We start from the raw sequence: 12,642 nt of genomic DNA, 5'->3' as shown, positions 1-12,642 counted from the left end.
TACCTTGGTCATGTCATCGATCCAGGCCCAATACAGCGACGGGTCCTCCCGCGGCGGCGGCGGCTCATCACACAACTGCTCGAACATACATTCGATTATACCAAATTCTGCTGACTTAGACTTCTGTGATGTCTCGGGACCATCTGCCGCGAGGCAGGCGTGGCTCGACTGGAACCGAAGATGAAGCCTCGGGTCGGCGTGGCGGCGGTTCGTCTATCCGGCCCCGAATGCGTGCTGGCAACTCGACGGCGCCGAGTACGTTCTGACCGGCGGACGCACGTGCGTGATCCTGCAGCTCATCGACGGCCACTCTCGCTTTGCCGTCGCCTGGCACGTGGCGTGGGGTGAGACCGCCCAGGCCGCGATCGCCGTCTTCGTCAAGGCGGTCATCAACCGTCACCGATGTCTTGATATAGAACTGACACCGATGTCCTGAGACATCACACTCACTCAAACTGTCTGGCCGAGCCTTGGTGGGTAGGTGGTAGATGAAGCCCGGCCCGAATCAGCCGAACGCGGGTGACGCAGCCCCGCAGCGGGAAACCGATTTGTTGCGGACCACTAGACTGGACCCCTGAATCGAGAGTCGAGGAGAGTAGTGGAGACCCAGCAGAACGGGGCCCAAACCGGAACCGCCCGGGTGAAACGGGGCATGGCAGAGATGCTCAAGGGCGGCGTCATCATGGATGTCGTCACCCCAGAGCAGGCCCGGATTGCCGAAGGCGCCGGCGCCGTCGCAGTGATGGCGCTGGAACGGGTGCCCGCGGACATCCGCGCCCAGGGTGGGGTATCGCGGATGAGTGACCCCGACATGATCGAGGGCATCATCGATGCGGTCACCATTCCGGTGATGGCCAAGGCCCGGATCGGGCACTTCGTCGAGGCGCAGATACTGCAGAGCCTCGGGGTGGATTATGTCGATGAATCCGAGGTGCTTACCCCGGCCGACTACACCCATCACATCGACAAGTGGAACTTCACCGTGCCGTTCGTGTGCGGTGCCACCAATCTGGGCGAGGCGTTGCGACGCATCACCGAGGGTGCGGCGATGATCCGATCCAAGGGCGAGGCCGGCACCGGCGACGTCTCCAACGCGACCACGCACATGCGCGCCATAGGCGGTGAGATCCGTCGGCTCACCTCGTTGTCTGAGGACGAATTGTTCGTTGCCGCAAAGGAATTGCAGGCGCCCTACGATCTCGTCGTGGAGGTCGCCCGCGCCGGCAAGCTGCCGGTCACGCTGTTCACCGCCGGCGGCATCGCGACCCCGGCCGACGCCGCGATGATGATGCAACTCGGCGCCGAGGGCGTGTTCGTCGGCTCGGGGATCTTCAAGTCCGGCGATCCGGCCCAGCGGGCCGCGGCGATCGTCAAGGCCACCACCTTCTATGACGATCCCGACGTGCTGGCCAAGGTGTCGCGCGGCTTGGGCGAAGCGATGGTCGGCATCAACGTGGAGGAGATCGCGGAGCCGCATCGCCTGGCCCAACGCGGCTGGTAAGAACTATCCGTGGCGATCGAAGAGATCCTCGATCTCGAGCAGCTCGAGGTCAACATCTACCGCGGTAGCGTGTTCAGCCCGGAATCGGGATTTTTGCAGCGCACCTTCGGCGGTCATGTGGCCGGTCAGTCGCTGGTCTCGGCGGTGCGCACGGTCGACCCGCGCTATCAGGTCCACTCGCTGCACGGCTATTTCCTGCGCCCGGGAGACGCCAAGGAACGCACGGTCTTCATCGTCGAGCGGACCCGCGACGGGGGGTCGTTCGCTACCAGGCGGGTCAACGCGATCCAGCACGGCGAGATCATCTTCAGCATGGGTGCGTCGTTCCAGACCGACCAGGAAGGCATCAACCATCAGGACGCCATGCCTGCGGCGCCGCCACCGGATGGACTGCCCGGCCTGAACTCGGTGAAGGTATTCGACGACGCGGGGTTCAAGCAGTTCGAGGAGTGGGACGTCTGCATCGTGCCGCGGGAGAACCTGAAGCTGTTGCCCGGCAAGGCTTCCCAGCAGCAAGTGTGGTTCCGGCACCGCGACCCGCTGCCCGACGACCCGGTGCTGCACATCTGTGCGCTGGCCTACATGAGCGACCTGACCCTGCTGGGCTCGGCGCAGGTCAACCATATGGAGGAACGCCAGCACCTGCAGGTGTCGTCGCTGGATCATGCGATGTGGTTCATGCGGGCATTCCGCGCTGACGAATGGCTGCTCTACGATCAGTCCTCGCCGTCGGCCGGCGGGGGCCGCGCGCTGTGCCAGGGCAAGATCTTCAACCAGAGCGGCGAGATGGTGGCCGCGGTGATGCAGGAGGGGCTGACCCGCTTCAAGCGTGACTACCGGTCGTGAGCCCACCGCGGATCGGGGTGCTTGCGCTGCAGGGCGACACCCGCGAACATCTGGCCGCCCTGCGTGAAGCCGGCGCCGACGCGCTGACGGTGCGCCGCCGCGCCGAACTCGACGCGGTGGACGGGCTGGTGCTTCCGGGTGGGGAGTCCACCGCAATGAGCCATCTGTTGCGTGATTTCGACCTGCTCGAGCCGCTGCGCGCGCGGCTGGCCGACGGGCTGCCGGCGTACGGGGCGTGCGCCGGAATGATCCTGTTGGCCACCGAGATTCTCGATGCCGGAGCCGACGGCCGCGCCGCGCTGCCGTTGCGGGGGATCGATATGACGGTGCGGCGCAACGCCTTTGGACGTCAGGTCGATTCATTCGAAGGTGATATCCCGTTCGAGGGGTTGGATTCTGCGGTACGTGCCGTGTTTATCCGGGCACCATGGGTCGAGCGGATCGGCTCGGGCGTGCGGGTGCTGGCCCGAGCGGCCGGGCACATCGTGGCGGTACGCCAAGGTGCGGTGCTGGCGACGGCGTTCCACCCGGAGATGACGGGAGACCGGCGGGTGCATCGGTTGTTCGTCGAAATGGTCGAGGGCCGCCACTAGGTTCAGAGCACCGGCCGCATGATTCACACGACTCGAAGAGCGGCATCGCCGCAGCGGCAACCCCAGCCGACGACTACGCGGCGGATAAATCGACCGGACTACGGGGTTCCATCGATGCCGGGCGAGCCGGGTGGTGTACCGGCGCCCGCAGCTCCACCGCTGCCGCCAACGGCGTTGGCGGGGTTGCCGAAGTTGGTTGCGTTGCCGCCGTCGCCGCCGTCGCCGCCCGCGCCCGCGCTGCCGGTCCCGCCGTTGCCTCCGGCGCCCGCTGTGGCGGTCACCGTGGACGCCGCGTTGTTGATGATCGCCGCACCGCCATTGCCGCCGTCACCGCCGGTGGCCCCGTTGGTCCCGGCGGCCCCGTCACCGCCGGTGGCGGTGCCCAAACCCTCGGTGTATCCGTAGCCGCCGTTGCCGCCGTTGCCGCCGCCGGTAGTCCCGGTGCCGCCTGCCGCGCCGTTGGCGCCGACGGCGTTGACCACCGAGCCGTTATTACGAATGATCGTCGAGCCGCCGTCGCCACCGTCGCCGCCGCGCCCGGCGGTGCCGGCGCCGCCTACCCCGCCCGCACCCGCGTTGACCTGCCCGGACCCGCGGGCTTCGGCGTAGCCGCCGTTGCCGCCGTTGCCGCCGGTGGCCCCGCTGGTCCCGGCGGCCCCGTTACCGCCGGTCGCGGTGCCTGACCCGGCGGTGCTCGCGTTGCCGCCGTTGCCGCCGTGGCCGCTACCGGTGGTGCCGGTGCCGCCTGCCGCGCCGTTGGCACCGGCCACGTTCAGCGCCGACGCGCTGTTGAGGATGGTCGCCGAGCCGCCGTTGCCGCCGTTGCCGCCGCGCCCGGCGGTGCCGGTGCCGCCTACCCCGCCCGCACCCGCGGTGGCCTGTCCGGACCCTTGGGTCTCGGCGTTGCCCCCGTGGCCGCCGTTGCCGCCGGTGGCCCCGCTGGTCCCCGCGGCCCCGTTCCCGCCGGTGGCGGTGCCTGACCCGGTGGTGAACGCGTTGCCACCGTCGCCACCGTTGCCGCCGCCGGTGGTGCCGGTGCCACCCGCGGCGCCGTTGGCGCCGGCCGCGTTCAGCGCCGAGGCGCTGCTGGTGATGACCGCCGAGCCGCCGTTGCCGCCGTTGCCGCCGCGCCCGGCGGTGCCGGTGCCGCCCACCCCGCCCGCACCGGCGGTGGCCTGCCCGGACCCGGAGGTCGTGGCGCTACCGCCGTTGCCGCCGTTGCCGCCGGTGGCCCCGCTTGTCCCGGTGGCCCCGTTGCCGCCGGTGGCGGTGCCTGACCCATCGGTGAACGCGTCGCCGCCGTTGCCGCCGTGGCCGCTACCGGTGGTGCCGGTACCGCCGGCGGCGCCGTTGGCACCGACCGCATTGGCCGCCGACGCGCTGTTGAAGATGGACGCCGCGCCGCCGTCGCCGCCGTTACCGCCGCGCCCGGCGGTGCCGGTGCCACCCAGCCCGCCCGCACCGGCGTTCACCTGCCCGGACCCGAAGGTCGTGGCGCTACCACCGTTGCCGCCGTTGCCGCCGGTGGCCCCGCTGGTCCCGGTGGCCCCGTCGCCGCCGGTGGCGGAGCCCGACCCGGCGGTTTCGGCATTACCGCCGTTGCCGCCGTTGCCGCCGCCGGTGGTGCCGGCACCGCCAGCGGCGCCGTTGGCGCCGGCCACGGTGTGCGCTGACGCGCCGTTGGTGATGAAGGCCGAGCCCCCGTCGCCGCCGTTGCCGCCGCGCCCGGCGGTACCGGTACCACCGACCCCGCCCGCACCCGCGGTGACCTGCCCGGACCCGCTGGCTCTGGCGTCGCCGCCGTTGCCGCCGTCACCGCCGGTGGCCCCGCTGGTCCCGGCGGCCCCGTTACCGCCGGTGGCGGAGCCCGACCCGGAGGTGAACGCGTAGCCGCCATTGCCGCCGTCGCCCCCGCCGGTGGTGCCGGTGCCGCCAGCGGCGCCGTGGGCGCCGACCACGTTCAGCGCCGACGCGCCGTCGTAGCTGGCCGCCGCGCCGCCGTTGCCGCCGTTGCCGCCGCGCCCGGCGGTCCCGGTACCGCCCACCCCGCCCGCACCCGCGGTGACCTGACCGGACCCGTAGGCCTCGGCGTTGCCACCTCTGCCGCCGTTGCCGCCGGTGGCCCCGCTGGCCCCAGCCGCCCCGTCGCCGCCGGTGGCCGTGCCCGACCCTAAGGTGGTCGCGTTGCCGCCCTTGCCGCCGTCGCCGCCGCCAGTGGTCCCGGTACCACCCGCCGCGCCGTTGGCGCCGACCGCGTTGCCTGCCGACCCGCCGTTGAAGATGGCCGTCGAGCCGCCGTCGCCGCCGTTGCCGCCGCGCCCGGCGCTGCCGGTACCACCCTCCCCGCCCGCACCCGCGGTGACCTGCCCGAATCCGGACGTCGTGGCGGTGCCGCCGGCGCCGCCATCGCCGCCGGTGGCACCGTTGGTCCCGGCCGCACCGTCACCGCCGGTGACCGTGCCCGACCCTGTGGTGTACGCGCTGCCGCCGTTGCCGCCGTTGCCGCCGCCGGTCGTGCCGGTACCACCCGCCGCGCCGTTGGCTCCGACGACGTTGACCGCCGACCCGCCGTTGTAGATGGACGCCGAGCCGCCGTCGCCGCCGTTGCCGCCGCGCCCGGCGCTGCCGGTACCACCCACCCCGCCAGCACCTGCGTTGGCCTGCGCCGACACCCCGTGGGCCTCGGCGTAGCCGCCGGCGCCGCCGTTGCCGCCGGTGGTCCCGCTCGTGCCGGCGCCGCCGGAACCGCCGGTGGCATCACCCGATCCGTAGTTGTTCGCGTCGCCGCCCCTGCCGCCGTCACCGCCGGCGCCGCCGACACCGGGCGTCCCGCCCTGGCCACCATCGCCACCGGTCACGGCAGCCGTAGTAGTCAGGCTCACTGATCCACCGTCGCCGCCGCGGCCCCCCGCACCCCCGGTCCCCAAAGATCCGCCGGTCCCACCGGTACCTCCGGTACCGGCCGCCCCCCCGGCGCCCGCAGCACCGCCCTGCCCGCCGGTGCCGCCGGTACCGCCGGTCACCCCCGTCGCCGCGCCGTCGGCGCCACGCCCGCCGTCCCCGCCAATACCGCCTTGTCCGCCCGAGCCATTAGTACCCCCGACGCCGCTGTTCCCGCCCGTGCCACCGGCCCCACCCGCGCCTCCGGAAAGCCCGGTAGCACCAGTCCCGTCACCGAGCACACCGCTGGCGTCGGCGCCAATAGCGCCGTTACCGCCGACCCCGCCCTGCCCACCCGTGCCGGCCGCGCCTGCCACACCGCCCCCGGACCCGCCTGCACCACCGGCACCGGCCGCACCCCCGGTGCCCCCGCTGCCCCCGGCACCCCCGGCCGCACCGGCAGCCGAAGCACCGTCACCGCCTAGACCACCCGTACCCCCGCTACCGCCCACGCCGCCGCTACCGCCATTACCGAAGAACAACCCGTGCGCACCACCAGCACCACCCTGGCCACCGGCCCCACCAACAGCCCCAGACACACCTGCCGCGCCACTACCCGCGACCGCTGACGCCCCCGTGCCACCGTTTCCACCCACCCCACCGGCCCCACCGGCCCCGCCCTGACCGAAGAAGAATCCACCCGCACCGCCTGCACCACCATTGCCGCCCGCCGTGCCTGCCACACCCGCTGCACCGTTGGCGCCCGCACCACCGTCGCCACCCCGGCCCCCAGTGCCGAACAACCCCGCCGACCCGCCCGCTCCACCGTTTTGCCCGGCCGCCCCCGTCGCACCGCTTCCGCCGTTGCCGAACAACAAGCCACCGTCACCACCGCGACCCCCCGCCGTAGTGGCGCTGGCTCCATCACCGATCAATGGCCGTCCCAGCAACGCCTGCGTGGGCGCATTGATCACCCCGAGCAGCAACTGCTCAATGCTGGCGGCCTCCGCCGCGGCATACGCCTGACCGGCCCCGGCCAAGGTCTGCAAAAACTGCTCATGGAACCCCGCCGCCTGCGCACTCAAGGCCTGATACTGCTGCCCGTGCGCCCCGAACAGGGCCGCGACGAGCGCCGACACCTCATCACCAGCTGCCGCCGCCAACTGCGTCGTGGTCGCCGCGGCCGCAGCGTTCGCTGTCTGCACCGCCGCCCCGATGCCGGACACGTCACCGGCCGCCGCCGCCATCAACTCAGGAACAGCAAACACATACGACATCGACGACCCTCACCTTCACGACACGATCCCCAGGCCCGTCCGGCGATCATTGGCGCGAAGCGTAACCCGTGCATTGCAACCCGTTCGTCAATTTGCTGGAACTGCTTTGTGCGAGTGTCGCGCCGACAATACGAGCGGACACCACCCCACCGATTCAGGGTTACGGGGTAGCGGTTGCGTGGCGGTTGTCCCGGCGGAGGTGGATCAAGCCGGGCGAATCAGGCGCCACGTAGACTCGATGGGCGAACTTTTCAGCGAAAGAGGTAAGTCAGAGCCATGAGCGGCCATTCCAAGTGGGCCACCACCAAGCATCAGAAGGCCGTCAAAGACGCCCGCCGCGGCAAGGAATTTGCCCGGCTGATCAAGAACATCGAGGTCGCCGCCCGCACCGGCGGGGGAGACCCGGCGGGTAACCCGACGTTGTACGACGCCATCCAGAAGGCGAAGAAGACCTCGGTGCCCAACGACAACATTGAACGGGCCCGCAAGCGCGGCGCTGGTGAGGAAGCCGGCGGTGCCGACTATCAGACCATCATGTACGAGGGCTACGGACCCAATGGTGTTGCGGTACTGATCGAATGCCTGACCGACAACCGCAACCGCGCGGCCGGCGAGGTCCGGGTGGCGGTCACCCGCAACGGCGGCAATATGGCCGACCCCGGGTCGGTGTCGTACCTGTTCACCCGCAAGGGCATCGTCACCCTGGAGAAGAACGGCCTCACCGAGGACGACGTGCTGACCGCCGTGCTGGAAGCCGGGGCCGAGGACGTCAACGACCTCGGCGACAGCTTCGAGGTGATCTCCGAACCCACCGACCTGGTCGCGGTACGCACCGCCCTGCAGGAGGCCGGTATCGACTACGAGTCCGCGGAGGCCAGCTTCCAGCCGTCAGTCAGTGTGCCGGTCGACGTGGAGGGCGCCCGCAAGGTGTTCAAACTGGTCGACGCGCTGGAGGACAGCGACGACGTGCAGAACGTGTGGACCAACGTCGATCTGTCCGACGAGGTGCTGGCCGCGCTCGACGAGGAGTAACTGCGGTCAGGGGTGCCACCGGCTAGCGGTGTGCACCACCATCCCGCCGGCCTCGGTGGGGTACAGGTGCCAGGTCCGCCACCGCCATCCGGCGCCGTCGGGCTCGGCGGCCAGTGCCGTCAGTGCGGCGTCGTCACCCGGGAACACCCCGCCCAGCCAGCCGGTTTGACCTGCGCACTGGGTCCGCAGTTCGCGCGCAAGCGCGCGGAATCCGGCTGCGTCATGCCCTTCGATATGTGAGCGCAGGGTGTAGCCGGTTGCTTCGGAGCGCTCGGGCAGATTGCCGCCGGCAGTGCAGGACACCTGCTCGGAGAACCGGCGGCCGCCGTGCTCGGCGACCACGACATGCGACGCGCCCAGCACGCCCAGCAACAACGCCCCGCCGCGCGGATGGTCCAATCGACAGGTCGCCAGCGGGTTGGGGGCGGCCTCGTTGAGTGTCAATCCCAACCGTGCTCCGGACACGTCGGCCGGGGTGACGGCTAGCTGGTGGAGCGGCACGGTTCACAACCTACCCAGCGTGTCCCTGGCCGACGATGTCACCGGCACCGGTTACGCTATCGAACAGCTGTTCGGTGCGACGTGGGGAGCTGTGGTGCGGGTGATGGGCGTCGATCCCGGGTTGACGCGATGCGGGCTGTCCCTGGTGGAGAACGGGCGCGGGCGGCAGATCACCGCGCTGGACGTCGACGTGGTCCGCACCCCGTCGGGCGAGCCGTTGCACCGAAGGCTGCTGGCCATCAGTGACGCAGTCGAGCACTGGCTGGACACCCACCATCCGGACGTGCTGGCCATCGAGCGGGTGTTCTCCCAACACAATGTGTCGACGGTGATGGGCACCGCGCAGGCCGGTGGCGTGATCGCGCTGGCAGCGGCCAAGCGCGACATCGAGGTGCACTTCCACACGCCTTCAGAGGTCAAGGCCGCGGTGACCGGCAACGGCGCCGCCGACAAGGCGCAGGTTACTGCCATGGTCACCAGAATCCTTGCGCTGCAGGCAAAGCCGACGCCGGCCGACGCCGCCGATGCGCTGGCGCTGGCCATCTGCCACTGCTGGCGGGCGCCGATGATTGCGCGGATGGCCGCGGCTGAAGCGCTGGCTGCGGAGCATCGGCGCGCCTACCAGGCCAAGCTGAAGGCCGCCCGATGATCGCGTCGGTGCGCGGTCAGGTGCTCCTCGTGGCGCTGGATCATGCGGTCATCGAGGCGGCCGGCGTCGGGTACCGGGTGAATGCGACGCCGTCGACGCTGGCCACGCTGCGGCAGGGGAGCGAAGCCCGGTTGATCACCGCCATGATTGTGCGGGAAGACTCGATGACCCTGTACGGGTTCTGCGACGGCGAGACCCGGGACCTGTTCCTGACGCTGCTATCGGTGTCCGGGGTGGGGCCGCGCCTGGCGATGGCGACCCTGGCCGTGCATGACGCAGCCACCCTGCGGCAGGCGCTGGCCGACGGTGACGTCACCGCTCTTACCCGGGTGCCCGGCATCGGCAAGCGCAGCGCCGAACGGATGGTGCTGGAGCTGCGCGACAAGATCGGCGCGGTGAGCTCAGCCGGCCCGGCGGCCGCCGCGAACGGCCACGCGGTGCGCGGTCCGGTAGTGGAGGCGTTGATCGGCCTGGGCTTTGCGGCCAAGCAGGCCGAGGAGGCCACCGACAAAGTGCTGGCTGAGCACCGGGAGGCCACCACATCGACGGCCTTGCGGGCCGCGCTGTCGCTGCTGGGCAAGAAATGAGCGACGACTTCGACGAGCGCGACGTGGCTCCGACGCTAGCCGTCGGCGAGGGCGACATCGACGGCAGCCTGCGGCCGCGTTCGCTGCGCGAGTTCATCGGGCAGCCGCGGGTCCGCGAGCAGTTGCAGCTGGTCATCGAGGGTGCCAAGAACCGGGGCGGAACTCCTGATCACATCCTGCTGTCCGGGCCACCCGGATTGGGTAAGACGTCGTTGGCGATGATCATCGCCGCCGAGCTGGGATCCTCGTTGCGCGTCACGTCGGGTCCCGCCCTGGAGCGGGCTGGTGACCTGGCCGCGATGTTGTCCAACCTGGTCGAGCATGACGTGCTGTTCATCGATGAGATCCACCGCATCGCCCGGCCCGCAGAAGAGATGCTCTATCTGGCCATGGAAGACTTCCGGGTCGACGTGGTGGTCGGCAAAGGTCCGGGGGCGACATCCATTCCGCTCGAGGTGGCCCCCTTCACTCTGGTCGGCGCGACCACCCGGTCCGGGGCGCTGACCGGCCCGCTGCGGGACCGGTTCGGTTTCACCGCGCACATGGACTTCTACGAACCCGCCGAGCTGGAACGGGTGCTGACCCGCTCGGCCGGAATCCTGGGCATCGAGTTGGGCCGCGAGGCCGGTGCGGAGATCGCGCGCCGCTCGCGCGGGACGCCGCGGATCGCCAACCGGCTGTTGCGCCGGGTCCGCGACTACGCCGAAGTGCGCGCCGACGGTGTCATCACCCGCGATGTCGCCAAGGCGGCGCTGGAGGTGTACGACGTCGACGAACTGGGCCTGGACCGGCTCGACCGGGCGGTGTTGTCGGCGCTGACCCGCAGCTTCGGCGGCGGGCCGGTCGGGGTGTCCACGCTGGCGGTGGCGGTCGGCGAGGAGGCCGCGACGGTGGAGGAGGTGTGCGAGCCTTTCCTGGTACGCGCGGGCATGGTGGCACGGACACCACGCGGCCGGGTAGCGACCGCGAAAGCCTGGACGCACCTGGGCATGACGCCACCGGCGGGAGTCAACCAGCCTGGACTGTTCGACTAGGAGGACGTGAGATGGTCACTGCCGCTCTGGTTTTCGCCGCTCTGGCTGCGGTGCTGCACGTGTACATCTGGACCATGGAGTCGTTCACCTGGACGTCGAAACGCACCCGCGCGACCTTCGGCACCACCGCGGAGGAAGCCGAAACCACCAAGCTGCTGGCGTTCAACCAGGGCTTCTACAACCTGTTTCTGGCCGTCGTCGCCGGTGTCGGCATCGTCTTGGTGCTGCTGGATCGCCGGGTCCCTGGCGCCGCGTTGATTTTCGCGGGCGTGGGGTCGATGGCGGCCGCTGCGGTGGTGCTGCTGATCTCGGCGCGCGATAAGGCGCGGGCGGCGGTGACGCAGGGTTTATTCCCGGTGATCGCGCTCGGCCTCCTGGCAGCCTCGGTCGCGCATCCCTAGCGGAGTGTCTGCAGGTCTCGCCGTAAGGGTGGCCAGCCGGGGTCAGCTGGACCGCCCGGGGAGACCGGCGGTGGTTTCGGTGGGGCCGTACGCATAGCCATTACCTCCGCCGCCTCCCATGCCCGGTCTGGTGCCGCCGTTGCCTCCATAAAGGTTGAAGCTATCAGCGGCACCCACTCCGCCCTCCCCGCTCTTCGACCCGGTTTCTGCGCCGCCGTGACCATTGCCGCCGGGCGCACCGACTGCGGGTGGCACACCCTGAACCCACCCTGCCGCACCGCCGCCGCCTCCGCCGCCGTTGCCGCTGGTAGCCCCGGCCCCACCGCTGCCGCCGACGCCGCCCATAGAGAGCTGGTAGGTGGCGTTTCCACCGTGGCCACCGTTTCCTGCGACACCGCCGGGACCTCCGGCCGCGCCACCTCCACCGCCACCTCCTGCGTATGCTCCGTTGCCGGCCGACGCGCCGGCGCCGCCGCCGCCGCCGCCCCCGCCATTTCCGCCAGTGGTGCCGGTGGCGGTCCCACCTCCACCGCCGCCTCCGCCGCTGCCCCCACCGGCAAGAGCGTTGGTGGCCGAGTTGAGGGCCGGTCCGCCGGTACCGCCACCGCCGCCCTTGCCTCCGGTTCCTCCGATTGCGGAGCCGCCTCCGCCATTGCCACCGTCCCCGCCGGCGCCACCGCCGCCGGCGCCGCCCCCGGATGCGAAACCGAACGCGGTGGCGGTGTTCGAGCCGCCGTTGCCTCCGTTGCCGCCTTGGCCGCCGTTGCCGCCGTTGCCGCCCAGGGTGTTACCGGCGCCGGGTGTTCCGCCGTCGCCGCCTCTGCCGCCGTTGCCGCCCATGCCACCGCGGGCGCTGGCGGTGCCGGTGGTGCCGGTGTTTTGGCCGCCGTTGCCGCCGTCGCCGCCTTGGCCGCCGTTGCCGCCTTGGCCGCCGTTGCCGCCGCCGGTGCCGTTGATGCCGTCGCCGCCGGTGCCGCCTTTACCGCCTTGGCCGCCGGTGCCGGCGTTGCCGCCGGCGGTGGGGGTGGTTGCGGTGGTTCCGGTGGTGCCGGCGGCGCCTTGGCCGCCGTCGCCGCCTTGGCCGCCGTTGCCGCCGGTGCCGTTGGAGCCGGTGGTGGCGTTGTCGGGGGCGGCGCCGGCTGCGCCGGCTTTGCCGCCGGTGCCGCCTTGGCCTCCGGTGGCGCCGGCGCCGCTGGTGGTGCCGGTGTTGGTGCCGCCCAGGCCGCCGGTGCCTCCTTCGCCGCCGTTGCCGCCGTTGCCGGCTTGGCCGCCGCCGACGCCGCCGATTCCGGCTCCTGCGGCACCGCCTTGGCCGCCGGCACCGCCCTGGCCGCCCTGGCC

Annotated in this window: 10 protein-coding genes and 2 pseudogenes; 9 read left to right on the top strand and 3 right to left on the bottom strand. The window is 71.3% G+C overall.

Annotation, left to right across the window (positions count from 1 at the left end; translation table 11 throughout):
- Nucleotides 1–132: 132 nt before the first annotated feature.
- The 4 genes and pseudogenes from AC5Y5Z_RS25395 to pdxT form a co-directional block, all read left to right on the top strand.
- A pseudogene (locus AC5Y5Z_RS25395) lies at nucleotides 133–388 on the top strand (IS481 family transposase); the annotation flags it as partial.
- Nucleotides 389–598: 210 nt separating this feature from the next.
- Entirely contained in the window at nucleotides 599–1,501 is a 903-nt protein-coding gene (pdxS, locus tag AC5Y5Z_RS25390; RefSeq protein ID WP_463824954.1) for a pyridoxal 5'-phosphate synthase lyase subunit PdxS, read from the top strand.
- Between the two features lie 9 nt (nucleotides 1,502–1,510).
- Nucleotides 1,511–2,347, top strand: a complete 837-nt coding sequence (tesB, locus tag AC5Y5Z_RS25385; protein ID WP_463824955.1) for an acyl-CoA thioesterase II — start codon at nucleotides 1,511–1,513, stop codon at nucleotides 2,345–2,347.
- Nucleotides 2,344–2,940, top strand: a complete 597-nt coding sequence (pdxT, locus tag AC5Y5Z_RS25380) for a pyridoxal 5'-phosphate synthase glutaminase subunit PdxT (RefSeq protein ID WP_463824956.1) — start codon at nucleotides 2,344–2,346, stop codon at nucleotides 2,938–2,940. Before tesB ends, pdxT begins: the two co-directional genes overlap by 4 nt.
- Nucleotides 2,941–3,038: 98 nt before the next feature.
- Here the strand turns inward: pdxT and AC5Y5Z_RS25375 are convergent, their stop codons facing one another.
- Nucleotides 3,039–7,097, bottom strand: coding sequence for a PE family protein (locus AC5Y5Z_RS25375; RefSeq protein ID WP_499928254.1), 4,059 nt, complete (start codon nucleotides 7,095–7,097; stop codon nucleotides 3,039–3,041).
- Nucleotides 7,098–7,373: 276 nt separating this feature from the next.
- On the opposite strand from AC5Y5Z_RS25375, the gene AC5Y5Z_RS25370 reads away from it, so the two are divergent.
- Nucleotides 7,374–8,129, top strand: coding sequence for a YebC/PmpR family DNA-binding transcriptional regulator (locus tag AC5Y5Z_RS25370; RefSeq protein ID WP_463824958.1), 756 nt, complete (start codon nucleotides 7,374–7,376; stop codon nucleotides 8,127–8,129).
- A 6-nt stretch (nucleotides 8,130–8,135) separates the two neighbouring features.
- Here AC5Y5Z_RS25370 and AC5Y5Z_RS25365 read toward each other — a convergent pair whose 3' ends face one another.
- Complete coding sequence (locus AC5Y5Z_RS25365; protein WP_499928252.1) at nucleotides 8,136–8,630, bottom strand: DUF2617 family protein; 495 nt, start codon at nucleotides 8,628–8,630, stop codon at nucleotides 8,136–8,138.
- A gap of 94 nt (nucleotides 8,631–8,724) precedes the next feature.
- On the opposite strand from AC5Y5Z_RS25365, the gene ruvC reads away from it, so the two are divergent.
- From ruvC to AC5Y5Z_RS25345, 4 genes are read left to right on the top strand one after another with little or no spacing between them, the layout of a single operon-like run.
- On the top strand, nucleotides 8,725–9,279 hold the full coding sequence (gene ruvC, locus AC5Y5Z_RS25360) for a crossover junction endodeoxyribonuclease RuvC (RefSeq protein ID WP_463825431.1): 555 nt from the start codon (nucleotides 8,725–8,727) through the stop codon (nucleotides 9,277–9,279).
- The gene (gene ruvA, locus AC5Y5Z_RS25355; RefSeq protein WP_463824960.1) at nucleotides 9,276–9,866 is read left to right on the top strand and encodes a Holliday junction branch migration protein RuvA; all 591 of its coding nucleotides are present in this window, start codon (nucleotides 9,276–9,278) and stop codon (nucleotides 9,864–9,866) included. Before ruvC ends, ruvA begins: the two co-directional genes overlap by 4 nt.
- Nucleotides 9,863–10,900 (top strand): Holliday junction branch migration DNA helicase RuvB, encoded by a 1,038-nt coding sequence (ruvB, locus tag AC5Y5Z_RS25350; RefSeq protein ID WP_463824961.1) that lies wholly within the window; start codon nucleotides 9,863–9,865, stop codon nucleotides 10,898–10,900. The genes ruvA and ruvB overlap by 4 nt, the downstream gene beginning before the upstream one ends.
- 11 nt (nucleotides 10,901–10,911) lie before the next feature.
- The gene (locus tag AC5Y5Z_RS25345; RefSeq protein WP_473140370.1) at nucleotides 10,912–11,301 is read left to right on the top strand and encodes a DUF1304 domain-containing protein; all 390 of its coding nucleotides are present in this window, start codon (nucleotides 10,912–10,914) and stop codon (nucleotides 11,299–11,301) included.
- Between the two features lie 42 nt (nucleotides 11,302–11,343).
- On the opposite strand, the pseudogene AC5Y5Z_RS25340 reads toward AC5Y5Z_RS25345, so the two are convergent.
- Nucleotides 11,344–12,642 (bottom strand): annotated as a pseudogene (locus tag AC5Y5Z_RS25340) (PE family protein); the annotation flags it as partial.

The organism is Mycobacterium sp. NGS29 (assembly GCF_059812965.1).
This window is presented reverse-complemented; position numbering and strand designations above follow the sequence as displayed.